The sequence below is a fragment of the Albimonas pacifica genome, from assembly GCF_900113695.1.
GTDB classification, from domain to species: domain Bacteria; phylum Pseudomonadota; class Alphaproteobacteria; order Rhodobacterales; family Rhodobacteraceae; genus Albimonas; species Albimonas pacifica.
On record NZ_FOQH01000002.1, the window covers coordinates 551034 to 576183 of the forward strand.

Sequence of the window (25150 nt, forward strand, 5' to 3'; positions counted from 1 at the left end):
GTCACAGGCTCTGCAGGAGGTCGTCGAGCTCGTCCTGCCCGAACGCCATGTCCGGGAAGTCGGCGGGGGTGAAGCCGGCGTCCTCGCCGGCGAGGCAATGGGCGAGGATCGCGTCGAGTTGGCTCGCGATCCGCCCCGCGATCCGCGCCACGGTCTCCGGGCGGAGCTGGGCGGCGGAGTGGGTCAGGCCGAGGCGCATGGCTCCCTCCACCACGCGGGCGTCGATCTCCAATGCCGCGTCGCGGGGATTGTCGGGGCCGCGCAGGGGGCCGGGGCTCTCAGGCGCGGGGCGCAGCAGGGCGCCCGCCGCCGGCAGGGCCGGGGCCTCGCCGAGGAAGGCGAACCGCACCGCCGGGGCCGGGCCGCCGGGGCGCGGGGGGCCGCGCAGGGCGTCCTTGGCGCTGCGCAGCGCCTCCGCCGGGCCGGCCCCGGGCGGCAGGTCGAGACGCACGGAGCGGCAGGCGCTCAGCCAGCCGCCGGCCCCGCCGGGGTCAGGCGCGCCGGGGAGGGCGTCGCGCCCGTGGCTTTCCAGTTCGAGGTCCACGCCCGGTTCCCCCGTGTGCTCGGCGAGCGCCAGGGCGAGGGCCGCGGCCAGCGCCTCCCGCGGGGCGACGGGAAAGGCGGCGGGGGCCTCGTGCAGCAGGCGGGCGGCGGTCTCCGGGCCCGGGACCAGGAGGTGCGTCCGCGCGTCCCGCTCGAGGTTCGAGCCGTCCGGATCGTCGAGGGGGAAGGCGGCCGGGTCGCCCGGGGCTGCGTCCGGGGTCTCGGGCGGCAGGGGCGCGCGCAGGCGGGGGGGCGGCGTCTCGCCGGCCTCCAGCGCCGCGTGGATCGCCTCGAGGTCGTCGAGCAGGATCCGCCACGACGCCGCGTCCGCCAGCAGGCGATGGGCCGCCACCGCCAGGCGCTGTCCGCCGTCCGCGCCGGTCCCCAGCACCGCGCCCCACAGAGGACCCTCGGCCAGGTCGAAGCCGGCCTGCATCCGCGCCGCGGCCTCGGTCACGTCGCCCTCGGCGAGCGTCAGGGGCGCGGCCCCGGGCGCGGGCGCGAGGCTCGGCTCCCGGCCCTGCGGCCCGCGGCGGAAGCGCAGGCGCAGGGCGTCGTGACGCTCGGCCAGCAGGGTCAGGGCGCGGGCGAGGAGGTCGGGATCCAGCGGGCGGGAGGGGGCCAGCATGACGGCCCGGTTCCAGTGATGCGCCTGGGGCAGGTCGCGGGCGAGGAAGCGGCGTTGCGCGGGCGTCAGGGGCGGGGGGCCCTGGGGCGCCTCGGTCGCGATCGCCTCGCGCCCGCGGACGGCCTCGGCCAGGGCCGCCAGCGTGGGGAACTGGAAGATGTCTCGCGGAGACAGGTCCAGCCCCTGGGCGCGCGCCTGGGCCACCGCCTGGATGGCGAGGATCGAGTCCCCGCCCAGCGCGAAGAACCCTTCCGAGCGCCCGACCCGCTCGCGCCCCAGCACGCGCCGCCAGGTCTGCGCCAGCCGCTCCTCCAGCCCCGGGCGGGGCAGGTCCGCGAGCGCGGCGCGCGCCGGGTCCTCGGGCTGCGGGGGCGGCAGGGCGTTGCGGTCGACCTTGCCGTTGGGCAGGCGCGGCAGGGCGCCGAGCGGCACGAAGATCGAGGGGACCAGATGCGCGGGCAGGAAGCGGGAGAGCGCCTCGCCCAGGTCCGCGGCGTCGGGGGCGGCGGTCTCCACCCAGGCGACCAGCCGGCGGTGGCCCTGCGCGTCGCGCCACACGTCCACCGCGGCGGCCGCCACGCCGGGAAGGCGGGCGAGCGCGTCCTCGACCTCGCCGGGCTCGACCCGGAAGCCGCGGACCTTCACCTGCCGGTCGCCGCGCCCGAGATAGTCGAGCGTGCCGTCGACCGCGTGCCGCACCCGGTCGCCGGTGCGATACATCACCGGCGCGCCGCCGGCATCGAAGGGGTTCGCGAGGAACCGCTCCGCCGTCAGCTCGGGCCGGTTCCAGTAGCCCCGCGCGACGCCGGCGCCGGACAGGAACAGCTCTCCCGCCATGCCCGGCGGCACGGGGGCGAGGCGCTCGTCCAGCACATGGGCCTGCGTGCCGCGGATGGGGCGGCCGATGTTGAAGGCGCCCTCGCGCGGCAGGCGGCAGGCGGTGGAGTAGGTCGTGTCCTCGGACGGGCCGTAGAGGTTCCAGACCTGCGCCACGGAGGGGATCGCGTGCAGCCGCTCGGCCAGCGCCGGGGGCAGGGGCTCGCCCGCGAGGCAGACCGTGCGGACCGAGGGCGGCAGGGGCGCGAGCCGCAGCAGCTCGGTCATCGGGGTGGGCACGGTGTTGACCAGCGTGACCTGGTCGCGGAACGCCGCCTCGGGCAGGGCGAAGAGGTCGTCGACCAGCAGCAGCGTGCCGCCGAGCGCCAGCGTCGCGAAGATCTCGAAGACCGAGAGGTCGAAGCAGATCGAGGTGGAGCCGAGCACGCCGGACAGCTCCCCGGGGGCGAACTGCTCCTCCGCCCAGCGGATCAGGGCGACGGCGTTGCGATGCTCCAGCGCCACGCCCTTGGGCGCGCCGGTCGAGCCGGAGGTGTAGATGAGATAGGCGAGGTCCTCGCCGGCGACCTCCGCCTCCACTGGCCGCGCGGCGGGACCTCGCGGACCGTCGCCGAGGCCCGGCGGGCCCTGCCAGAAGTCCGAAAGGTCCAGCCGCCCCTCGCCCCCGTCCCCGCCGTCGCCGAGGCTCAGCACCAGCGCGAGCTCGGCGTCGCGGGCGACATAGGCGATGCGGTCGGCGGGATAGGCGGGGTCCAGCGGCACGTAGGCCGCGCCCGCCTTCAGCACCGCCAGCATCGCCGCGACCATGTCGATGCGCCGGGGCAGGGCGATGCCCACCCGGTCGGCGCGCCCCACGCCCAGCGCCTGCAGATGGGCGGCGAGCGCCCCGCTGCGGGCCTCCAGCGCCGCGTAGGTGATCGCGTGCCCGGCGTCGCGGATGGCGATGCGCCCCCCCGCCTGCGCGGCGCGGGCCGAGACCAGGCCGTGCAGCGTCTGCGGCCCGTCGAGGGGGATCGTCCCGGTGTCGTTCCAGGCGGCGAGGCGGCGCGCCTGGTCGGGGTGCAGCAGCGGCAGTTCCGCGGTGGGCCTGTCCGGCTCGGCCACCGCGGAGGCGAGCAGCGTCTCGTAGGCGCGCAGCATGTCGGCGGCGGTCTCGGGCCGGAACAGGTCGCTTCGGTATTCCAGGCGGATGCGGAGCGCCTCGCCCAGGTCCAGCACCCCCAGCGCCAGGTCCAGCCGGGCGCCGGCGCCGGGGAGGGGCAGGCTCTCCCAGGCGATGCCGGCGGTTTCGGCCGGCGTCGCCTCGCGGGTCTTCCAGGAGAACAGGGTCTGGAAGACCGGGTTGTGGCTCCAGCTCCGCTCGGGGTCGAGCGCCTCGATCACCTGCTCGAAGGGGGCGTCCTGGTGTTCGATCCCCTCGATCACCTGGCGGCGGCAGGCGTCGAGGATGGCGCGGAAGCCGGCGGGGCTCTCGGCCGGCAGGCGGTGGACGACGGTGTCGACGAAGAGGCCGACCATCTCGGACAGGTCCGGGTGCGGGCGGGAGGTCACCGGCGTGCCGATCACCGCCTCGTCGGTCCGGGCGTAGCGGCCCAGCAGCACGGCCCAGGCCGCCAGCATCGCCATGTAGGGCGTGGCGCCCTGCTGGGCGGCGAGCGTGCGCAGGGCCTGCGCGGTCTCCCCCGACAGCTCCACGTCCACGCTGCCGCCGGCGAAGCTCTGGCGGGCGGGGCGGGGGAAGTCGGTGGGGATCTCCAGCAGCGGCGGCGCGCCGCGCAGCCGCTCGACCCAATGCGCCACCGAGGCGGAGAGGTCGCGCCCCCGCTGCCAGGCGGCGAAGTCGGCGTAGCGCAGGGGGAGGGCCGCCGGGCGGTGCTCCGGATCGCGGGCCAGCGCCGCGTAGATCTCCGTGAGGTCGCGCAGCGCGATCTGCAGCGAGATCGCGTCGCCCACGATGTGATGCAGCGTCAGCAGCAGCGCGTGGTCGTCCTCGCCCAGCGCATAGAGCCTCAGGCGGGCCAGCGGACCGGCGGAGAGGTCGAAGGGCCGCGCCGCCTCGGCCCGCATCGCGTCTTCCAGGCTCTCGGGCGTCGCGGCCGCAGGGGTCAGGTAGGTCGCCTCCGGCGGTCGGATCGCGATGCGCGGGGCGCCGTCCGGGGCGGGGTAAGCGCTGCGCAGAGTCTCGTGACGCGCCTGCAGCAGGGTCCAGGCGCGGGCCAGACGGGCGGGGTCCAGCGGCCCGCGCAGGCGCAGGGCGGCGGCGAGGGTGTAGGCGGTGTTTCCGGGGTCGAGCGACTCCAGCGTCCACTGCCGCGCCTGGGCGGGGGAGAGGGGGGGCTCGGCCGTTTCGGGCAGGGGCGGGATCGGGGGGGGCGGGGTCTCGTCCAGGATCTCGGCGGCCTCCAGCGCGGCGGCGAAATCGCCCAGCCGCGGGTGTTCGAACAGCAGCCGCAGGGGCGTCGCCCGCGGGCCGCGGTGGGGGATGCGGGCGATCATCCGCATCGCCAGCAGGGAATGGCCGCCCAGCGCGAAGAAATCGGCGGCGGGCCCCGGCGCATCGGTTTCCAGCAGCTCGGCCCAGAGGCGGGAGAGCATCGCCTCGACCCCGCTGCGCGGCGGCCCGTCCGGTTCGGCGCGCGGCGCGGGCGGAGGCAGGCGCAGGCGGTCGACCTTGCCGTTGGCGTTCAGCGGAAACGCCTCGATCTGCACGAAGAGCGAGGGGACCATGTAGGCGGGCAGCCGCTCGGCGAGGCGGGCGCGCAGGCGGGGCTCGTGGGTCGAGAGGTCGCCCTCGGCCCGGCACCAGGCGACGAGGGCGGCGTCCTCGCCCGCGCCGTGCAGCGCCGCGACCGCCTCCAGGACCGCGGGGTCCTCGGCCAGCGCGCCCTCGATCTCGCCCAGCTCGATGCGGAAGCCGCGCAGTTTCACCTGGAAGTCGAGCCGGCCGAGGTAGACCAGCGTCCCGTCCGCCAGCCGCCGCGCCCGGTCGCCGGTGCGGTAGAGGCGGGCGCCCTGGCGCTCCACGAAGCGCTCGGCGGTCAGGTCGGGGCGGTCGAGATAGCCGGGGCTGAGGCCGAGCCCGCCGATATGCAGCTCTCCGGCCGCGCCGGGCGGGCAGTCGCGGCCCGAGGCGTCCAGCACGTGCAGCGTGGTGTTGGCGATCGGCCGGCCCAGCGGGATCAGGCGGCGGGCGAGGTCGGCCGGCGTGACCTCGGCGCAGGCGGACCAGATCGTGGTCTCGGTCGGGCCGTAGAGGTTCCACAGCCGCCCCTCGCCCTCCAGCAGCCGGGCGGCGAGGGCGAGGTCCAGCGCCTCGCCGCCGCAGAGCATCGCGAAGCCCTCGGGGGCGCGCCAGCCCTCCTCGGCCAGCAGGCGCCATGTGGCGGGGGTGGCCTGCATCATCGTGGCGGCGGAGCGGGCCAGGAGATCGCGCAGCGCGGCGCCGTCGATCACGTCCCAGGCGTCGGCCAGCACCAGCCGGCCGCCGGTCATGAGCGGCAGGAACAGCTCCAGCCCCGCGATGTCGAAGGCCGGCGTGGTGACCGAGACCAGCGTGTCCGACGCCCCCATCCCCGGCCGCTCGGCCATCGAGGTCAGCAGGTTCGCGAGGCTCTCGCGCCGGATCGGCACGCCCTTGGGCCGACCGGTCGTGCCGGAGGTGAAGATCACGTAGGCGAGGTCCTCGCCGCGGGGCGCCCGGCGCGGCGCCCGGGCGGGGGCCGGCGGGGGCGGCGCGGCCAGGTCGAAGACCGGGCAGGCCGTCCCCTCGGGCGGCGGGCCCTTGGTCAGGATCAGCGCCGGCGCCGCGGCCTCGAGGATGCCGGCGAGCCGCCGAGGCGGGTGCGTGGGGTCGAGCGGCACATAGGGCGCCCCCAGCTTCAGCGCCGCCAGCAGCGCCACCGGCAGGTCGGCGTCGCGGGGCAGGCAGACGGCCACGCGGGCGCCCTCGGGCAGGCGGGGGGCGAGCGCGTCGGCCAGCCGCTCGGCGGCGGCGTCGAGCTCGGCGTGGGTCAGGCGGGTCTCGCCCGCCTCCAGCGCGGGGGCGTCGCCGCGGGCGCGCATGGCGGTGGCCAGCAGGTCCGAGAGCTCCGCCTCGGGCAGGGGCCGGGCGGTGTCGTTGAGGGCGGCGAGGGTCGCGCGGTCGTGGGCGTCGAGCAGGTCGATTTCGGCCAGCGGGCGGTCCGGCTCGGCCGTCGCCTGGTCGAGCAGGCGCAGGTAGTCGTCGGCCAGCCGCTGCGCGGTCTGCGGCAGGAACAGGTCGGTCGCGTATTCCAGCACCCCCGACAGCCGCTCGCCCAGGAACAGGTCCAGCGACAGGTCGAAGCGCGCGCCGCGGCCCGGCGTGGGCTCGGGCGAGAGGGTCAGGCCGGGCAGCTCGATCCGCGCCGGCTGGCGGCGGTGGAGGTTGAACATCGACTGGAACAGCGGCGCGTGGGCCAGGTTGCGCTGGGGGGCGGCGAGCTCCACCACCCGCTCGAACGGAACCTCCTGGCGGGAGAGGGCGGAGAGGACGACGGTCTTCAGCCGCGCCACGGTCGCGGCAAAACTCTCGGCCGGGTCGATGCGGGCGCGGAGCGCGAGGGTGTTGGCGAAATAGCCCACGGTGTCCGCCACTTCCGCGCGGTCGCGGTTGGAGACGGTCGTGCCGATGCAGATGTCCTGCGCGCCGGAATACCGCGCATGCAGGGCGTGGAAGCCGGCCAGCAGCACCACATACGGGGTGGTCGCATGGGCGCGGGCCAGCGCCTCGATCCGCGGGAGCAGCGCGTCGGGCGCCTCGAAGCGCAGACGGGCGCCGGCGGGGTCGCGGCGCGCGGGGCGGGGCAGGTCGGTGGGCAGGTCGAGGAGGGGGGCGAGGCCGTCGAGCTCCTGCCGCCAGGCCTCCGCCTGGGCCTCGAACTCGCCGGCCCGGCCGCGCTGGGCCAGCGCGTGGGCGGCGTAGGACATCGCGGGGACGGGGGGGGCGGCGGCCGGATCGCGATAGAGGGCGACGAGATCGGCGATCATCACCTCCAGCGAGCGGTGGTCGGCGATGATGTGATGGGCGGCCAGCGCCAGCACATGGGTCTCGGGCGCCAGCCGCACCAGCAGGCAGCGCACCAGCGGGCCGGCGGCGAGGTCGAAGGGCTGGGCGGCGAAGGCGGCCAGCGCCGCCTCCAGCGCCTGGGGGTCGGCGGCCAGGTCCGCGCGGGCCAGCTCCAGCGGTTGGGGCGGGTCGATCGCCTGCAGGGGGGCGCCGCCCTCGTCCTCGAAGCGGGTGCGCAGGCTGGCGTGGCGGGCGCGGATCCGGGAGAGGGCCGCGGAGAGGCGCGGCACGTCCAGCGCCCCCTCCAGCCGCAGGGCCGAGGAGATCGTGTAGGCCGAGCCGCCGGGCGCCATCTGCTCGACGAACCACAGGCGCTGCTGGGCGAGGCTCAGCGGGGCGCGCCGCAGCTCCCCCCCGCCCTCGGCCGCGCGGCGCAGGCGGGCGGCGAGCAGGGCGCGGCGGTCAGAGGTCTCCGGGGCGGGGATCGCGTGATCTTCGGGCATCAGGCTCGCGCCTCCGTGTCGTCGTCGTCCATGCGGGCCAGCATCGCCTCCACCTCGGCGTCGGAGAGACCGTCGAGGTCGATCTCCGCTGGCTCCGGCCGGCTCAGGGCCGCGTCCACCAGGGCGGCCTGGCGGCGAGGGGTGAGCGCCTCGAAGAGGGCGCCCAGCGGCAGCTCCACGTTGAAAGTCTCGCGCAGGCGGGCCAGCAGGCGCATCGCCAGCAGCGAGTGGCCGCCGCGGGCGAAGAAGTCGTCCTCGGCGCCGACGGCCTCCACCTCCAGCAGGGCCTGCCAGAGGGCGATGACCTGCGCCTCGGTCTGCGTCGCGGGCGGCGCCGGCGGGGCGGCGTCGGGCAGCGGCAGGGCGGCCAGCGCCCGGCGATCGACCTTGCCGTTGGGCATCCGCGGCAGGGCCGGGTGCAGGGACCACAGGGCGGGGACCATGTGGCGGGGGAGGGCCTGGACCAGCGCCTCGCGCAGGGCGGCCGGATCGAGCGTGTCGGGCGCCACATGGGCGATCAGCCGGCGGTCGACGTCGCCGGGCGCGCCGGTGGCGAGGACGGCGGTCTCGGCGACCTGCGGGAGCGCCTCCAACGTCGCCTCGATCTCGCCGATCTCGATGCGCAGGCCGCGCAGCTTCACCTGGGCGTCGATGCGCCCCAGGATGTCGATGCGCCCGTCCGCCCGCCAGCGCCCGCGGTCGCCGGTGCGGTAGAGCCGGGCGCCGGGCGTGGGGTCGAACGGGTCGGGCACGAAGCGCTCGGCCGTCAGCCCGTGCCGCTCGAGGTAGCCGCGCGCCAGGCCCGCGCCGGCCACGCAGATCTCGCCGGCCGCGCCGCGGGGCAGAAGCCGGCCGTCGCGGTCGAGGATGTGCAGCCGGGTCCCGGGGAAGGGGCGGCCGATGGGCATCGGGCGCTCGGTCTCGTCCTGCACCGGGCCGCCGGCGTCGTAGATGGCGTCCTCGGTAGGGCCGTAGAGGTTGTGGATGCGCCTCAGGCCGCCGCGGGCCTGCAGGCGGTCGAGCAGGGCGGGGGGGAAGAATTCGCCCGCCAGGTTGATCACCCGCAGGGTGTCGGGCAGGTCGTGGCGCTCGGTCAGCTCGCGCAGCAGGCTGGGCACGGTGTTGACCAGCGTGACCCCGGCCGAGGCCGGCAGCGTCGGCAGGTCCAGCAGCGTCTGCGCCAGCACCAGCCGCCCGCCATGGGCCAGCGTCGCGAAGATCTCGAACAGCGACAGGTCGAAGGAGACCGATGTGGCGAAGAGCACGCCCGAGAGGTCGTCCGCGTCGAAGGTCTCCCCTGCCCAGGCCACGCGCGAGAGGATCGCGCGATGCTCCAGCGCCACCCCCTTGGGCCGACCGGTGGAGCCGGAGGTGTAGATCACCACCGCCAGCGAGCCCGCCTCGCCCCGCGGCGCCACGGGGCCGGGCGCGGGGGGGATCTCGGCGAGGTCCAGCGTCTCTCCCATCGCGACCGGCGCGGGTCCGTCGACCAGCGTCAGGGCGAGGCTCGCGTCCTGCGCCAGCAGCGCGAGGCGCGCCGGCGGCCAGGCGGGGTCGAGGGGCACGTAGGCGCAGCCCGCCTTCAGCACGCCCAGGATCGCGGGGACGAGGTCCGGGCCGCGGCGCAGGCAGAGCCCGATCCGCGTCTCGGGGGGCAGGTCGCGGGCGATCAGAGCGGCGGCCACCGCCTCGGCCCGCGTCTCGATCTGGGCGTAGGTCAGCGCGCCCCCCTCATGGGTCAGCGCCACGGCGTCCGGAGTGCGGGCGGCCTGGGCGGCGACGGCTTCGTGCAGGGTCGGCGCGTGCGGGGGCAGAGGCGGGCCCTGGGCGAGCTCCATCAGCTCGGCGCGCTCGGCCGCGTCCAGCAGGGGCAGGTCGGCGGGGGCGGTCCCGGGGGCGTCGAGCAGGGCGGCGAGCGTGCGGAGATAGCGGGCGCCCAGCGTCTCGACGGTGGCGGTGTCGTAGAGGTCGGCGCGGTATTCGATCCGCCCGGCCAGGCGCGCGCCGTCGTCCTCGAGGTTGACCCGCAGCTCGTATTTCACCGCCCGCTCGCGGGGGCTCATCCGTTCGAGGCGGAGGCCGTCGAGGGCCTCCGGCAGGGTCTCGGCCTGCTGGAGGTCGAACTTGGCGCGGAACAGCGGGATCGGCTCGCCGGGGGCGCGGTCGGGGTTCAGCGCCTCGACCACCTGGTCGAGGGGGGCGTCCTGGCGGGCCATCGTCTCCTGCAGGGCCTGTTCCGCGCGGGCCTGCGCCTCGGCCAGGGTGGCGGCGCCCGCCAGGTCCACCCGCAGCGCCAGCGTGTTGACCAGCGGCCCCACCAGCGCCCCCGTGCCCATCGGTCCGCGGCCGGAGACGTCGGTCCCCAGCACCACGTCGTCGGTGTCGGCGACGCGCGACAGCGTCAGCGCGAAGGCCCCCAGCAGCAGCGTATAAAGCGAGACGCCGCGCCGCCGCGCCGCCTCCCGCGCGCGGGTCGCCAGCGCCTGCGGCAGGGCGAAGGGGGCGAAGCCGCCCTGCGGCTCCGCGCCCGGCCGGCGATCCCGCGGCAGCTCCAGCGTCGGCGCGTCGGCGAGGCGGTCGCGCCACCAGGCGAGCTGCGCCTCGATCTCCGCCCCCTGCGCCTCGTGCTGCCAGGCGGCGTAGTCCAGCATCCGCGGCGCCAGCGGCAGGCCCGCGTCCTCGCCCCGGCAGGCGGCGGCGTAAAGGGCCGCGAGCTCCCGCACCAGCAGGCCCAGCGACCAGCGGTCGGCGGCGATGTGGTGCAGGCCGAGGGCGAGGAGGTGGTCCCCGGCCCCCAGCCGCGACAGCCCTGCGCGCATCGCCCCGGCGGCGAGGTCATGCGGGCGCCCGGCGATCTCGTCCAGCGCGGCGCGGGCGGCGGCCTCGGGGTCCGGTTCCGCCGCAAGGTCGAGGCGCCGCAGCGGGGGCCGCGCGTCGGCGGTCTGCACCGGGGCGCCGTCGGCGCCCTGGGCGCAGCGCATCCGCAGCGCCTCGTGACGCTCGACCAGGGCGGCGAAGGCGGCCTCCATCGCGTCCTCATCGAGAGGGCCGCGCAGGCGCAGGGCGAGGGCGAGGTTGTAGGCCGTCTCCGCCGGCGCGAGCTGCTGCACGAACCACAGGCGGGCCTGCGCGAAGGAAAGCGGGGCGGGGCCGTCATGGGCGCGCCGCGGAATGCCGCCCTCGGGCCGGCGCGCAGCGAGGCGGCGTTCCAGCAGCGCCCGGCGCTCGGGCGACAGCTGCGCGAGCTTCTCCGACAGCGCGCTCATGCCGAGCCCTCCGCCAGCGCCTGTTCCAGGTCTTCGTCGGAGAGGTCCGAGACCTCGGAGAGCAGGGCGGCGAGGTCCTCGTCCGCGGCCAGCTTCGCCTCGATCAGCCGGGCGATGCCCGCGGCGCTGGGGTTGCCGGAGAGCAGGTCGCGCATCTCGATCTCCACCGGGAAGGCCTCGCGCAGGCGGGCGATGGCCCGAATCGCGAGAAGGGAATGGCCGCCGAGCTCGAAGAACCCGTCCTGCGCGCCCACGCGGTCCAGCTTCAGCAGGTCCTGCAGGATGCCGGCGACCGCGGTCTCCACCGGGCCCGAGGGGGCGACGAAGGGCGTGTCGATCTCGGGCCGCGGCCGGGCGCCGGGGGCGGCGGTTTCGGTTTCGAGCCGCGGCGTGGGGGCCAGCCAGCGGGCCCGGCGGGCGTCGACGTCGGCGCGCGAGACGATGGCGCAGCCGGAGACGCCATCGGCCAGCAGGCGCAGGGTCGCCTCCCAGACCTGATCCGCGGTCAGCGACAGGTCGGGGACGCCGGGGCGCTCGGGCGGCGCCTCCGGGCCGCGGACATGGTCCCAGGCGATGGAGAGCCAGCGCGTCCGCGCCTCCCGCGCCTCGCCCGCCACCACGAGGTCGGCGCGGTGATGCGCGCCTGCATAGGCCGCCAGGCCCGCCCCCCCGATCACCGAGGACAGCGATCCCTGCACGCAGCAGAAGCCGACCTTCAGTCCCCGGGTGGCCTCCGCCAGCGCCTCGACCGGCGCGGCGCAGGCCGTGTGCGCGCGGGAGAGTTGGGCGGCCCCCAGCAGCGGCAACGGCGCCGTCGTCTCGGCGTCGGAGAAGGGCGAGCACAGGAACACCCCGTCGATCCGCCCCCAGCGGGCGACCACCGCCTCCAGCGCCGCGCGCAGGGCGGAGGCGTCGGCGACGTCGGCCGCAAGACGCAGCAGGCGGTCGTTTTCCGCCATCCCGAAAGGCGCGGCGCCGGGCGACTCGATCAGGGCGAGGCGGAGGCCCGGACGGGCGGCGAGGCGTTCGGCCCAGACCCGGCCGAGGCCGGCGGAGACGTCGCCCGCCACCACGAAGACGCCGTTGCGGCGCAGGGCGCGGGCGGGGTCTTCGGGGGCGAGGGCCAGCCGCTCATGCTCCAGTCGCCACAGGCGGGCGCCGCGGCGGGCGGCGATGGGGGCGGTCTCGGCCGGCAGCGCGCGGGCGAGCCAGGCGGCGAGCTCCGCAGGGCGGGCGCGCTCGGCCGGGTCGAGGTCGAGGATCCGGCAGCCCAGCCCCGGCGTCTCCTGCGCCGCGACCTGGGCGAGGCCGTGCAGGGCGGCCTGCGCAGGGTCCAGCGTCTCGGCCCCCGTGACGTCGACGGCCCCGCGGGTGAGCAGCGCGACGGTCGTCTCCCCCTCCCGCGCCGAGAGGGCGCGGAGCAGGTCCACGAGGGGCTCGGGCCGCGCGCCCTCCTCGCCCAGCGGCCCGAGGATGGCGACATGGCTCGGCGCGGCCCCGCGCTGGGCGAGCAGGGAGAGCAGGCCGGCGGCCGGGCCTTCGGCAGGGGCGGAGACCGTGCGGTAGCCGGTCTCGGCCAGCGTCGGGCCGGGTTCGACCCGCCAGACCTCGTCGCCGGCCCGCTCCAGCGCCTCGGCGAGCGGGCGGCCCAGGGCGCCGTCGTCCAGTATCAGCCAGCCGCGGCGACCGGGAACGGCGGGGGCGGGCTGGGCGCGCCGCCAGGCGGGGACGTAGGCCTGCGGCGCCCCGGGGGCGTGGGCCTGCGGCGCCCCGGGGGCGTCGTCGGGCTTGTCCTGCGGAGCGGCGGCCGCGGAGGCGTCCGGCTCCACCCAGCAGCGCTCGCGCTCGAACGGGTAGAGGGGCAGCGCCACGCGGCGGGCGCCGGGCGGCGACAGGGCCGCGAGATCGGGCGAGAGACCGGCCCGCCAGGCGCAGCCGACCGCCTCCAGCAGCGCCTCGGGCGTGAGGGCCGCGAGGCCCGGGACCGTGCGCTCGGCCCCCTGCCGGCGCAGCAGCAGGTCGAGGCCGCCGGCGGGGCCGACCTCGACGAAGACCGGCGTCTCCAGCGCCGCGGCGGCCGCGGCGCCGTCGCCGAAGCGCACCGTCTCGCGCAGCTGGCGGGCCCAGTAGGCGGGATCCGTCGCCTGCGCCTCGGTCAGGTGCGCGCCGGTGAGGTTGGACCAGACCGGCAGCCGGGGCGCGCGCAACGCGACCTGCGCAAGGTGGCGGGCGAAGCCCTCGGCCGCCGGCGCCATGGCCTGCGAGTGGAACGCGTGCGAGGTCTTCAGCCGGCGATGCCCGACGCCGGCGGCGTCGAGCCGCGCCTCCAGTTCGGCGATCGCCTCGACGGGGCCGGAGAGCGCGGTCAGACCGGGGCCGTTGCGCGCGGCGATCTCGACCTCCGCCGGCAGCAGGTCCTCGAGCGCCCGGTCGGGGTGGATCGCCGCGACCATCGCCCCGGGCGCGCAGGCCTGCATCAGGCGGCCGCGCTCGGCGACCAGGTCCAGCCCGGTCTCGAAGTCGAAGACCCCGGCGAGGCAGGCGGCGCTCAGCTCGCCCAGCGAGTGGCCGAGCAGCCCCGCGGGCGCGACGCCCAGCGCCGTCCAGACCTGCGCCAGCGCCACCTCCATGGCGAAGAGCGCAGGCTGGGCCTGGGCGGTGTCTTGCACCGACGCGTCGTCCTCGAACAGGATGCGGCGCAGCTCGGGGCCGGCATGGGCGACGGCGCGGTCGATCCAGGCGGCGAAGGTGGGGTCCGCGGCGTGCAGCGCGCGGGCCATGGCCGGGCGCTGGGCGCCCTGGCCGGGGAACAAAAACACCGCCTGCGGAGGGGCGCCGGGGGTGCGGGCGGCCTCCGGGTCCGCGGCGCGCAGGCGGGCGGCGGCCTCGGCCGGGGTCCGGGCGACCACCGTGCGCCGCCAGCGGAAGGCCGTGCGGCCGGCGGCGAGCGTGTGGGCCGCGTCCGCCAGCGGCGGGGGATCGCGCTCCAGCCGCTCGGCGAGCGCCCGGGCGCTTGCCTCCAGCGCGGCCCGGGTCTTCGTGGAGAGGGTCAGCAGGCGGGGGGCGTCGGCGGGCTCGGCCCGGGGCGGGAGAGCCGGCGCCTCCTCCAGCACCACATGGGCGTTGGAGCCGCCGATCCCGAAGGAGCTGACGCCCGCCCGCCGCGGCCCGGCGCAGGTCCAGTCGCGCCGCGCCGCGACGACCTCGAACAGCCCGGCCGGGGCGTCGATGCGCGGGTTCAGCCGCTGGAAATGCAGGGTGGGGACCAGGGTGCGGTGGCGCAGCATCAGCGCGGCCTTGATCAGCCCCGCCACCCCGGCCGCCACGTCGAGATGGCCGATCCCGGTCTTGACCGAGCCCAGCGCGCAGGGCGCCTCGCGCGCGTCGCTCCCGAAGGCGCGGGCCAGGGCCGCGATCTCCACCGGGTCGCCCAGCGCGGTGCCGGTGCCATGGGCCTCGATGCAGGAGATCGAGGTCGAGGCGACGCCGGCCGCGGCCTGGGCGGCGGCGATCACCGCGGCCTGGGCGGCGACGTCGGGGGCGGTGAAGCTGGCCTTGCCGGCGCCGTCGTTGTTGACCGCCGACCCCAGGATCACCGCCGCGATGTCGTCCCCGTCGGCCAGCGCATCCTCGAGCCGCTTCAGCACCACCACGCCGACGCCGTTCCCCGCCACGGTCCCGTCGGCGTCCGCGTCGAAGGCCCGGCAGCGGCCGGTGGGGGACAGGATCCCCCCCGCCAGCGCCCGGTAGCCGTCCTGGCGCGACAGCGCGGCGCCGCCCGCCAGCGCCCGGTCGCACTCCCCCGCCAGCAGCGCCTGCACCGCCATGTGCACCGCCACCAGCGAGGACGAGCACGCCGTCTGCACGCTCATCGCCGGCCCCCGCAGGTCCAGCTTGAAGGCCGCGCGGGTGGCGAGGAAGTCCTTGTCGTTGGCCGTGAACACCTCGTAGGGCGTGACCGAGCGGCGGACCTCGGCGTTCCCGTGCAGGTTCGCCAGATAGCCGTTCATCCCGGCCGAGCCGTAGACGCCCGTCGCCTGCCCGGGCCCGTCGCCGGGGGCGTGGCCGGCGTTCTCCAGCGCGTGCCAGGCGCATTCCAGGAACAGGCGCTGCTGGGGGTCGAGGATCTCGGCCTCGGCCGGCGAATAGCCGAAGAAGCTCGCGTCGAAGCGGTCGTGGCCCTCGACCTGGGCGGCGACGGGCACGAAGTCGGGGGCGGCGAGGGTCGCCTCGTCCACCCCGCGGGCGCGCAGTTCGGCGGGGTCGAGGGCCTGGAGGCCGTCGACCCCCTCCACCAGGTTGCGCCAGAAGGTGTCGAGGTCCGGGGCGCCGGGAAAGCGGCAGGCCATGCCGACGACGGCGATCTCGAAACCGGTGCGCTCGGCTTGGGTGAGCTCGGGGGGGAGGTCAGGCATGTCGGGCTCCGTTCGGGGCGGTCTGCGCGCGGCGGCGGCGGAGGCGCGCGGCCCCCTGCAGGCGGGCCTGTGCGCGGCCGTCGGGGCGGTCGGGCGTCTCGGCGGCGACCCGCAGGGCGGCGAGATGGCGGCTCTGCGCGGCGAGGGTGGCGAAGCGGAACAGGTCGGGGACCGCGACCTCGATCCCGAGGTCCGCGCGGATCCGCTCCTGCAGCCGCAGGGTCAGCAGGGAGTGGCCGCCGAGCGCGAAGAAATTGTCCTCGGCCTCCGGCGTCTCCCCCTCCAGCAGCTCGGCCCAGAGGGCGGCGAGCCGGGGGAGAAGGCGCGCGACGGCGGCCTGCGGCGCCTCGCCCAAGGGCTTGGAAAGCGGCGGCGCGGGGGCCCGCGGGGCGGCGAGGGGGGCGGCCTCGAGCGCGATCTCGCCCAGCCGCGTGCGCGGCGCCTCGGCCAGGGTCGCCAGCACGCGGGCGGCGTCGGAGAGGGCGAGGCGCGCGACGGCCTCGTCCACAAGGGCGGCGTCGAAGAGGAGCCGCAGGCGCAGCCGCTGGCCGTCGGCGGAGGCGTGGGGGGCGGCGAAGAGGGTCAGGGGCAGGCTGGTCTGCTCGCGCACCTCCGCCGCCTCGATGGCGAAACCCTCGACCTCGCCCAGCAGGGCGGGGTCGGTGGGGTAGTTCTCGAACACCACCGCCGAGGTCAGCAGCGGCCCGCCGTCGGGGCGCCCGACCGCGGCCTGGACCTCGCCCAGCGGCAGATGCTCGTGCGGGCCCTGGGCGGAGAGGCGGGCCTGGATCTCGCCCAGCCAGTCGGCCAGCGGGCGGTCCGGATCGGCCTGCGCACGCATCGGCAGGGTGGTGAGGAACATGCCCGCCCGGCTCTCGACCCCCGCCAGCGCGGCGCTGCGGCCGGAGCGGGCGAGCCCCCAGACCACGTCGCGCGACCCCGAGAGCCGCGAGAGCGTCAGCGCCCAGGCCCCCTGCGCCGCGACCGCGAGCGTCACGCCGGCCCGCCGCGCCGCCGCCCTCAGCGCCTGCGTCTGGGCGGCGTCGAGATCGAGCGACAGGTCCCCGCGGCGCGCTGCGGGCGGTGCGGCAGGCGGCGGCGGGGTCCAGACGGCGGCGGGCGCGCGGTCGGCGAGCTCCGCCCGCCAGAAGGCCAGCGCCGCCGCGCGGTCCTGCGACAGGGCCCAGGCGACGTGCTCGCGGAACGGTCGCGCGGGAGGGAGGGGGCGGCCGGCGTAGAGGGCCAGCCACTCGCGCAGCAGCACCGGCGCCGACCAGCCGTCGAGGACCGCATGGTGGAAGCTCGCCACCAGCCGCCCCTCGCCCCCGCCGAGGCGGAACCGCGCGAGGCGCAGCAGCGGCGCGCGGCTGAGGTCGAAGCCGCGGGCGCGGTCCTCGGCGAGGAAGGCGGCGACGCGGGGGGCGCGCTCGGCCTGCGGCAGGTCGGTCAGGTCGTGAAGGGCGAAGGGCGCCCGGGCGCGGCGGCCGACCACCTGCAGGGGCCGAGCGCGGCCGCGCCAGACCAGCGCGGTGCGCAGGGCGTCGTGGCGGGCGACCAGCGCGTCCCAGGCGGCGCGCTCGCGCACGCGGTCGGGCTCGCCGCGCAGGTGCAGGACCACCTGCACCACATAGGCGCCGGAGCCCTCTGCGCCCTCGCCGAGGCTCTGGAACAGGATCCCGCCCTGGCCGGGGGCCAGCGGATAGACGTCCTGGATCGCGTCGCTCATCGCGCGGGCTCCCCGGTGGAGGCGTCCGCGGAGGCGTCGTCAGCGGCGGGGCGGGCGGTCCCTGCGGGGTCGATCAGGGACAGGCGGCCGGCGGCGAAACGGCGCAGGGTGGGGATGGCGGCGCGGTCGTCGTAGCGCAGGCTCTGCGCCTCCTCGCCCACGAAACGGGCGCAGACCTGGACATGGCCCTCGGCCATGCGGCCGTAGGCGGCGACGAAGCGGGCGTGGGCGGGGGCCAGCGCCTCGGGCAGGGCGGCGAAGCGGGGGCGCAGGCCGCGCCACAGGTTGATCAGCGCCCCATGCTCCCACGACATCAGCCCGCTGAACCCGTCCGAGCGCACGTGGGGCGGCGCCATCGAGGGGCGGACCTCGGCCTCGTAATCCGCGCGCGGGAAGGCCCCGGCGAGGCGCATGGCGGCGGCGGAGGCGTCCATCAGCTCGGCGGCGGCGTCCAGTTCGACCTCGGCCGCGGCGATCTCGCCCCGATCGAGCGTCAGGGCGAAGCGGCGCAACGCCAGGATCAGGCCCTGAACGTCGATGAAGAAGGCCCAGTGGAACTCGCGCCAGATCTCGCGCGGGGCGGGGGGCGTGCGGGTCATGGCAGGGTCTCCAGCCCGCAGACCCGGCCCAGCGCGCGGGCATGGGCGGCGAAGCCCGCGACCTGCGCCGCCAGCGCCTCGGGGGGCAGGTCGGGGCCGCGCAGGGCCAGCGACGAGACGGCGGCGGCGACGTGGACGAGGCCGCGCAGCATCTCCTCGGCCGGGGCCTCGCTCTCGATCCGGCGGACGCGGAAGTAGCGGTCGAAGTCCTCGACGTCCTCGGGGCCGGCGGGGATCGCGGTGCGGCGGGCGGGGGCGGTGGGGGCGCCGCCCTCGCCCAGCTCGGCGCGCAAGGCCGTCAGGCGGTCGAGGCGCGCCGCGGGGTCGGGATCGGCCAAGGCCGCGAGCGCCTCGCCCAGCCGCGCGCGCATCCGCGCGGCGGCGTCGGGGGGCAGCGCGATCTCCGCCGGCAGGTCGAGCGGCGAGGGCAGCTCCAGCGGCGCCGGGAGGGCGGCGGCCTCGGCCGTGGCGGGGGTCCAGGGGCGGGTCATGCGTCGGGCGCGCGCGATACGGGGCGCATGTCGGTCCAGACCCGGTCGATATGGGCGAGGCACGCCTCGCGCCCGCCGCGGAACCCCTCGGGCGCCCAGCCCCAGGGCAGGGGGCGCCAGGCGGGCCAGATCGAGTGGCGGCCGTCCTCGCTGATCGCCACGGCGTAGTCGTCCTCGTCGTCGGTCATCGGGGATCCTTCGGTCAGGCGCGGGGGAGGAGGCCGGCCTCGGCCATCGTCTCGAGGGCTTCGAGGAAGCGCTCGGCGACGACGGCGCGCTCGGCCTCGCCATGGGCGGTGGAGAGGAACCCGCCGCGGTCCCCCGGGCGCAGGTGCACGCCGCGGGCCAGCAGCAGCAGCGACAGCACCGGCGAGGCCGCCGCCGGCATCCGGCTGCGCGCGCCGTCGACGGCGAAGAACGAGCCGAAGCGGGCGAAGCGCACCGGGATCCCGCGCGCCTCCAGCCCCGTATCCAGTTGCGAGACCAGCTCGGCGGTGGCGGCGTTCAGCCCCTCCTGCAGGGCGGGGCCCCGGTCGAGCAGGATCTTCGCGGTCGCGTGGGCGGCGGTCAGGGACAGCGGGTGGCGGGCGAAGGTGCCGGCGAAGAAGCTCTGCGGAACCTGCGGGGCGGAGGCGTCGCCGAAGCGCCAGGCGCCGCCGTCGACCCGGTCCATGAACCGCCGCTCGCCCGCGATCAGCGCCAGCGGCAGGCCGCCGCCGGCGATCTTGCCGTAGGTGGCGAGGTCGGCGCGGATCCCGAAATGCGCCTGCGCCCCGCCCTGCGCCACGCGGAAGCCGGAGATCATCTCGTCGAAGATCAGCGCCGCGCCGGTCGCGGCGGTCGCCTCGCGCAGGCCATGGAGGAAATCTCGCGGCTGCAGCTCGGGGACCCGGCTCTGCACCGGCTCGACCAGCACCGCGGCGAGGGACCCGCCCAGCCTGCGCACCACCTCCAGCGACCGGGGATCGCCGTAATCCAGCACCACCAGGTCGCGCCCCAGCCGCCGCTGCACGCCCGGGAAACCGGGGGCGGCGGAGGTCAGCATGATCCGCTCCAGCAGCGGCTTCAGCGCGCGCAGCGGCCCCGAGCCGGCCCGCGCCAGCGCCCCGCGGCGCAGGTATTCCAGCCGGTGCGCCTTGAACAGCGCGAGGTCGGCGTGGCCGTGGTAGGCGTTGGTGAACACCGCCACCCTGCGCCGGCCGGTGGCGGCGCGGGCGAGGCGGAGGGCGGTCATCACCGCCTCGGTGCCGGTGTTGGTGAAGGTGACCCGCTCGTGGCCGGTGAGGCGGGCGAACATCTCCGCCGTCTCGCCGGCCAGCGGGGATTGCGGGCCGATGGGAAACCCCTGCGCCAGCCGCGCCTCCAGCGCCTGCCGGATCGGTTCGGGGTTGTGGCCCAGCAGGTTGCAGCCCAGCCCCATCAGGATGTCGACGTAGCGGTTGCCGTCGACGTCCCACAGATGTGCGCCCTCGGCCCGCTCGGCGACGACGGGGTAGAAGGCTTCCTTCAGCGCAGGCGTGAAGGGCATGGCGAGCGGGGTCTTGTCGGCGAGCCGGTCCCGGCTCGCCTCCGCCATCGCCTTCGAGCCCGGGGTGCGCGCGGCGAAGGCCGCGGCGGCGGCGGCGGGGAGGTCCTCGGCGGTCGAGGCTTTCGGGATCACGGGGGCGTGGCGGTTCATTCGGCGGCCATCCGGCGCGGGAGGGCGGGGCGAGCGCGGCACACGAAGCAAGCGGCGTCGTCGGCGCCGACCTCGCCGCGGCCTGCGAGCGTCTCGAGCGACACGTCGAAGCCCACCGCCTCGAGCCGGGCTGCGACGCCGTCGAGCGGGTGGCCGTGCACCGGGAAATCCATCGCGCGGTGCGCCCAGTCGGGATGGCGGGCGGCGAACGCCTCCAGCCGGCGCAGGCGGAGGCGGCGGGCGAGGGGGCGGCGCAGCAGGGCGCGGGTCAGCCCCCCGGCTGGGGCGGGCGCGCCCTGGGGCCGGCGGAACAGGTCGACGCGGAAGGCGCCCTCGGCCCGCTCGGGGGCGTAGCGGGGCGTGATGCTCCAGGCATGGTCGGCGGCGATCTCGCCGGCGGCCGTGCGGCCTTGCCAGTGCTTCGCCATCTGCGCGGGGTGGTTGATGTCGAAGACGAAGAGCCCGCCGTCCTCCAGCGCGGCATGGACCGCGCGGAACACCCGCTCCAGTTCGTCGAGATCGCGGATGTGGTTGAGGGAGGCGCTGGCGCAGACGGCCCCGGCGAAGGGGCTTTCATAATGAAAGTCGCGGGCGTCTCCGTGGCGCAGCTCCGCCCCCGGCGCGTTGCGGGCCGCCAGCCGCAGCATGTCGGCCGAGAGGTCCAGGCCCGAGACCGCGAACCCCCGCGCCAGCATCGGCGCCATCATCCGCCCGCTGCCGCAGCACAGGTCCAGCACCCGCGCCCCCGCCGGCAGGCGGTCGAGCAGCCGACGCTCCAGGAACCCCATCTTGAGGGCGCTGTAGGCGGGCCCCAGCGTGCGGTCGTAGAGCTCCGCCCAGGCGTCGTAGTCGCTAAGCGCTCGGGTCATCGCGCGGCCTCCTGAAGGTCGGGGACGCCGTTCGCCGCGAGGCAGGCGCGCACGTAGCGGCGCAGCAGGGCCTGGTCCAGGGGCGGCTCGGGCAGGTGGGGATCGAGGGCGGCGCGGGTCCGCGCGCAGGCCGGCGAGGGGCCGTTCCCGAAGCCCTCGCCGGGGCCCAGGGCCGCCAGCCGGTGCAGCGGGTGGTCCGGCTCGGCCCGCGCGATGCGGGCCATGTGGGCGCGCCACTCGGCCGGCGCGAGGCGGCGGATCGGGCGGCCCTCGGCGGCGCAGGCCTCGAACAGGCGCTCGGTGGAGACGGGGGTGGAATGGGCCAGGTGGAAGACCCGGCCCCGGTTCTCCGGATCGGCCGCCAGATGCAGGATGGCGCGGGCCGCGTGGTCCACCGGCAGCAGGCTCATCCGCGCCTCCCCCGCAGGGGCCAGGCCCGAGGCGAGGTAGCCCCGCAGCCGCAGCCCCAGGATGTCGGCCGGGTTGAAGGCGCCGGTGCGCGAGTGGCCCGAGATCGCCCCCAGCCGGTAAATGGCGACCGCGAGCCCCCGCGCGCCCGCCTCCGCCGCCAGCCGCTCGGCGACCCATTTCGTCAGGTTGTAGCCGCCGCCCGGCGGGGGCCGGCCGGCGGCCGCCTCGATCTCCGCCGCCGCGCCGACGGCGCTGAGCGTGGAGACGTGGTGGAAGGCGGCCCCCGTCTCCGCCGCCAGGCGCAGGAGGGCGCGGGTGCCCTCGACATTGGGGCCCCGCAGGGCGCGGTAGGGGCGGATGTGGTGGACCTCCGCCCCGCAATGCAGGATCGCGGCGCAGGCGGCGGCGCGGGCGAGATCCGGGGTCGAAAGGCCCAGGCTCGGCGCCCCGAGATCGCCCGTGACCGTGGCGACCCGCGCCTCCATCCCGGGGCGCAGCAGCCCGTGAGCCTGAAGCGCTGCGAGGATCGGCCCGGCCCCGCCGCGGCGCGTGAGGCACAGGACCTCGCGCACAGGGTCCTCCAGCAGCTCCGCCAGCAGGTGCACGCCCACGAAGCCGGTGGCGCCGGTCAGCAGCACCGGGCCCGGCAGGCCGGCGCGCAGCGGCGCCCCGGCGGCAGGGCGGATAGCAGGGTCGAGGGCGAGATCCTCGCGCCAGGGCTCGGCGCCGGGGCCTGGGGCGGTCTCGCCTTCGATGCGGCGGGCGATGGCGGCGACGGTGGAACTCTCGAACAGGTCGCGCAGCCGGGGGGCGGCGCCGCCGGAGGCCTCGATCGCCGCGACCAGGCGGGTGGCGAGCAGCGAGTCGCCGCCCAGGTCGAAGAAGTCGTCCTCCGCCCCCGGGTCCGCCACGCCGAGCAGGTCGGAGAAGAGCGCGGCCACCGTCCGTTCCGCCTCGCCCCGGGGCGGGCGGCCGCGGCGGGCGCGGGGCTCGGGCGCGGGCAGGGCGCGCAGGTCCAGCTTGCCGGTCGGCGACAGCGGCAGGCGGTCGAGGCGCACCAGCGCGTCGGGGATCATGTGGCGCGGCAGGCGGGCGAGGAGGTGGGCGCGCAGCGACTCCTCCGGCCTGCCCTCTGCGACCAGGTAGGCGACCAGCCGGGTGCGCCCGTCGACCTCGCGCGGGACCACGGCGGCGGCCTCGACGGCGGGGTGGCTTTCGCAGGCGCGGGCGATCTCCGCGGGCTCGATGCGGTGGCCGCGCAGCTTGATCTGGTCGTCGAGCCGCCCCAGCAGCCGGATCGAGCCGTCGCGCAGCCGCACCGCCCGGTCGCCGGTGCGATAGAGCCGCGCCCCCGGGGCCCCCCAGGGATCGGGCACGAACACCGCCGCCGTGGCCCCCGGCCGCCCGCGGTAGCCGCGCGCGAGGCCCAGCCCCGCCACGCACAGCTCCCCCGGCGCGCCCGGCGGCAGCAGCCCCTGCTGCGCGTCCAGCACATGCAGCCGCTTGTTCGCCGGCGCCTGCAGCACCGGGTCAGGCGCCTCGGCCGTCAGCGGGACCATCGAGGCGTTCACCGTGCACTCGGTCGGGCCGTAGGCGTTGATGAAGCGCCGCCCGGCGCTCCAGCGTTCGACCAGCTCGCGCGAGGGCGCCTCGCCGCCGACCAGCACCAGGCGAAGGTCGGGCAGGTCCGTCTCCGGCAGGCTGGCCAGCGCCGAGGGGGTGATGGTCAGATGCGTCGCCCGCCGCTCGCGCAGGGTGCGGGCGAAGGCGGGGCCCGCGGGCAGGTCGCGCGCCGGCGCCAGCAGCAACGTGGCGCCCGCGCCGAGGCTCATCACCAGGTCGGGGATCGAGGCGTCGAAGGAGAAGCTGAAGAAGCTCATCACCCGGTCGCCCGGCCCCGTCCCGCACATCGCGATCTTGTCGCGCGCGAGGTTCACCAGCCCCGCATGCGGAACCTCGACCCCCTTCGGCCGCCCGGTCGAGCCGGAGGTGTAGATCAGGTAGGCGAGGTCCTGCGGGTCGGCCCCCGCGGCGGGCGGCGTCTCCGCCCCCTCCGGCCAGCCGAGATCGAGGTCGATGCGCTCGGCCGCCCCCGGCAGGGCGATGTCGGAGGCGGTCAGCACCAGGCGCGCGCCGGAATCCGACAGCATCCACGCCAGCCGCTCCGCCGGATAGGCGGGGTCGAGCGGCAGGTAGGCCGCCCCCGCCTTCAGCACCGCGAGCCACGCCGCGACCATGTCCGCGCCGCGATCCAGCGCGATGCCCACCACCGCGTCCGGCCCGATCCCCAGCGCCCGCAGCCGATGCGCCAGGCGGTTGGCGCGGGCGTCGAGGGCGGCGTAGCTCTCGGCGCGCGTCTCGCCCCCGGCCTGCACCTCCACGGCGGGGGCGTCGGGGGTCTTCGCGGCCCAGGCCTCGAACAGGGCGGGGAAGCGCTCGGCGGGGTCGATCTCGCGCGCGGCGTCGTTCCACTCCACCAGCTCGCGGTGGATCTCCTCTGGCGAGAGCATGTCGAGCAGCGCCACAGGGCGGTCGGGCGCCTCGGCGGCGGAGGTCAGCAGGCGCTGGAGGTGGTCGGCGAAGGCGGCCACGGTCTCGGGCCGGAACAGGTCGCGGCAATAGTCGATATGGCCGGTCACGCCCCCGGGCCCGTCCACGAGGTCGAGCGAGAGGTCGTGGCGCGCGGGCCCCGGCGGCAGGGGCCGGCGGCGCAGGGTCAGACCGGGCAGGGTCCAGGCCTCGCGCGGGGCGCGGTCGAGCTGGAATTTCAGCTGGAACAGGGGGCTGGCGCCGGGATCGCGGGGGCGCTGGAAGGCCTCGGCCAGGCGCTCGAAGGGGACGTGGCGATGCTCGGTCGCGTCGAGCAGGTCGTCGCGCACCCGGGCGAGATTGGCGGCGAAGCCCTGCGCCGGAGAGACCTGGCTGCGCAGCGGCAGCGGGTTGACGAAGAGGCCGATCAGCCGCTCCAGCTCCGGCCGGCCGCGGGTCGAGGCGGGGGCGCCCACGATCAGGTCCCGCTCCCCGGTCCAGCGATGGGTCAGCGCCAGCACCCCCGTCAGCAGCACGGCGAACAGCGAGGCGCCCTGCGCCGCCCCCAGCGCGCGCAGCCGCTCGACCAGCGGCGCGGGCAGGGCCAGCGGCAGGCGCGCGGCCGCGAGGCTCTGCACCGGCGGGCGCGGCAAGTCGGCGGGCAGGCGGGTGACGGGGAGATCGGCGAGCCGCTCTTGCCAGAACGCCATGTCCGCGGCCTCGGCGGCCCGGCGCGCCTGCGACAGGGACCAGGCGGCGTGATCGCCGTATTGCACCGGCAGGGGGGGCAGGTCCGGGGCCTCGGCCGCCCCGATCTCGGCGGCGTAGAAGCGCGAGACCTCGTCCATCAGGATCTCGATCGAGCCGCCGTCGGCGGCGATGTGGTGCAGCGTGACCAGGATCAGCGTGCGACCCTCGCCCAGGGGGGCGAGGCAGAGGCGGATCGGGGGATCGGCTGCCAGGTCGAAGGGGCGCGCGGCCTCCTCGCGGATCAGCGCCTCGGGGTCGGCGGGCGTGGCTCGGCGCAGGGGGATGCGCGGCTCGGGGTCGATGCGCTGGCGGGGGACGCCGCCGGCGTCCTCGATGCGCAGGCGCAGGGTCTCGTGGCGGGCGGCGACGCGGGACAGGGCGGCCAGCAGCGCGGCCTCGTCCAGCGCGCCCTCGGCCTCGATGGCGAAGGGGATGTGGTGGGCGGCCTCGGGCTGCATCCGCTCCAGCGCCCACAGCCTCGCCTGCGCCGCGGTCAGGGGCGGGGCGGCGGCGCCGAGCGCGGGGATCGGCGAATCGGGCCGCGGCGCGGAGGCGGCGCGGTCGAGAAAGGCCAGGATCTCGGGCTTGCGGGCCCGGATCTCGGCGCCCAGGGGGCCGGCCAGCAGCTCCGACGGGCCGGTGCAGCGCAGGCGGCCGTCGACGACCGCAACGCGGATGCCGTGCTGGAAAAGGCGGGCGAGGAAGCCCTCCGCATCGGGCGCTCCGCGGAAGGCGGATTCGGCCTGCGAAGGGGCGAATGACGTCCAGGGGCTCGGCATGGATCTCGACGCGACGAAGGGGGGACGAGAGCGCCTGGGAAGCCGGGGCCTGGGTCAAGCTCGAATACCCGACTAAAACAGTTTGGATCTGCGGGCAAGC

The 25150-nt window shown here is 77.1% G+C and carries 10 protein-coding genes; all 10 read right to left on the reverse strand.

The genetic code is table 11. The features are described 5' to 3' along the window. Position 1: 1 nt before the first annotated feature. The 10 genes from BM064_RS05245 to BM064_RS05290 are packed head-to-tail and all read right to left on the reverse strand — an operon-like array spanning position 2 to position 25050. Positions 2–7537: a non-ribosomal peptide synthetase gene (locus tag BM064_RS05245; protein WP_092858564.1), complete on the reverse strand. Its 7536-nt coding sequence runs from the start codon at positions 7535–7537 to the stop codon at positions 2–4. Then, the gene (locus tag BM064_RS05250) at positions 7537–10803 is read right to left on the reverse strand and encodes a non-ribosomal peptide synthetase (protein WP_092858566.1); all 3267 of its coding nucleotides are present in this window, start codon (positions 10801–10803) and stop codon (positions 7537–7539) included. The genes BM064_RS05245 and BM064_RS05250 overlap by 1 nt, the downstream gene beginning before the upstream one ends. Beyond that, positions 10800–15218 carry a type I polyketide synthase gene (locus BM064_RS05255; RefSeq protein ID WP_092858568.1) on the reverse strand — a complete coding sequence of 1473 codons (4419 nt, stop codon included), beginning with the start codon at positions 15216–15218 and terminating at the stop codon, positions 10800–10802. Before BM064_RS05255 ends, BM064_RS05250 begins: the two co-directional genes overlap by 4 nt. Further along, on the reverse strand, positions 15211–16944 hold the full coding sequence (locus BM064_RS05260; RefSeq protein WP_092858570.1) for a condensation domain-containing protein: 1734 nt from the start codon (positions 16942–16944) through the stop codon (positions 15211–15213). Before BM064_RS05260 ends, BM064_RS05255 begins: the two co-directional genes overlap by 8 nt. Beyond that, positions 16941–17543, reverse strand: a complete 603-nt coding sequence (locus tag BM064_RS05265; protein WP_218160956.1) for a hypothetical protein — start codon at positions 17541–17543, stop codon at positions 16941–16943. The genes BM064_RS05260 and BM064_RS05265 overlap by 4 nt, the downstream gene beginning before the upstream one ends. Next, the gene (locus BM064_RS05270; RefSeq protein ID WP_092858572.1) at positions 17540–18034 is read right to left on the reverse strand and encodes a hypothetical protein; all 495 of its coding nucleotides are present in this window, start codon (positions 18032–18034) and stop codon (positions 17540–17542) included. The genes BM064_RS05265 and BM064_RS05270 overlap by 4 nt, the downstream gene beginning before the upstream one ends. Further along, positions 18031–18222 (reverse strand): MbtH family protein, encoded by a 192-nt coding sequence (locus BM064_RS05275; protein WP_092858574.1) that lies wholly within the window; start codon positions 18220–18222, stop codon positions 18031–18033. Before BM064_RS05275 ends, BM064_RS05270 begins: the two co-directional genes overlap by 4 nt. A 14-nt stretch (positions 18223–18236) precedes the next feature. Beyond that, complete coding sequence (locus BM064_RS05280) at positions 18237–19712, reverse strand: aspartate aminotransferase family protein (protein WP_092858576.1); 1476 nt, start codon at positions 19710–19712, stop codon at positions 18237–18239. After that, complete coding sequence (locus BM064_RS05285; RefSeq protein WP_092858578.1) at positions 19709–20581, reverse strand: class I SAM-dependent DNA methyltransferase; 873 nt, start codon at positions 20579–20581, stop codon at positions 19709–19711. The genes BM064_RS05280 and BM064_RS05285 overlap by 4 nt, the downstream gene beginning before the upstream one ends. Then, a complete protein-coding gene (locus BM064_RS05290) occupies positions 20578–25050 on the reverse strand; it encodes a non-ribosomal peptide synthetase (RefSeq protein ID WP_092858580.1) in 4473 nt (1490 codons plus the stop codon). The genes BM064_RS05285 and BM064_RS05290 overlap by 4 nt, the downstream gene beginning before the upstream one ends. Positions 25051–25150: the final 100 nt, after the last annotated feature.

Bases quoted from the DNA above. Each gene is read 5' to 3' on its own strand.
- BM064_RS05245 (WP_092858564.1), bottom strand. From the start codon at position 7,537: ATGCCCGAAGATCACGCGATCCCCGCCCCGGAGACCTCTGACCGCCGC.
- BM064_RS05250 (WP_092858566.1), bottom strand. From the start codon at position 10,803: ATGAGCGCGCTGTCGGAGAAGCTCGCGCAGCTGTCGCCCGAGCGCCGG.
- BM064_RS05255 (WP_092858568.1), bottom strand. From the start codon at position 15,218: ATGCCTGACCTCCCCCCCGAGCTCACCCAAGCCGAGCGCACCGGTTTC.
- BM064_RS05260 (WP_092858570.1), bottom strand. From the start codon at position 16,944: ATGAGCGACGCGATCCAGGACGTCTATCCGCTGGCCCCCGGCCAGGGC.
- BM064_RS05265 (WP_218160956.1), bottom strand. From the start codon at position 17,543: ATGACCCGCACGCCCCCCGCCCCGCGCGAGATCTGGCGCGAGTTCCAC.
- BM064_RS05270 (WP_092858572.1), bottom strand. From the start codon at position 18,034: ATGACCCGCCCCTGGACCCCCGCCACGGCCGAGGCCGCCGCCCTCCCG.
- BM064_RS05275 (WP_092858574.1), bottom strand. From the start codon at position 18,222: ATGACCGACGACGAGGACGACTACGCCGTGGCGATCAGCGAGGACGGC.
- BM064_RS05280 (WP_092858576.1), bottom strand. From the start codon at position 19,712: ATGAACCGCCACGCCCCCGTGATCCCGAAAGCCTCGACCGCCGAGGAC.
- BM064_RS05285 (WP_092858578.1), bottom strand. From the start codon at position 20,581: ATGACCCGAGCGCTTAGCGACTACGACGCCTGGGCGGAGCTCTACGAC.
- BM064_RS05290 (WP_092858580.1), bottom strand. From the start codon at position 25,050: ATGCCGAGCCCCTGGACGTCATTCGCCCCTTCGCAGGCCGAATCCGCC.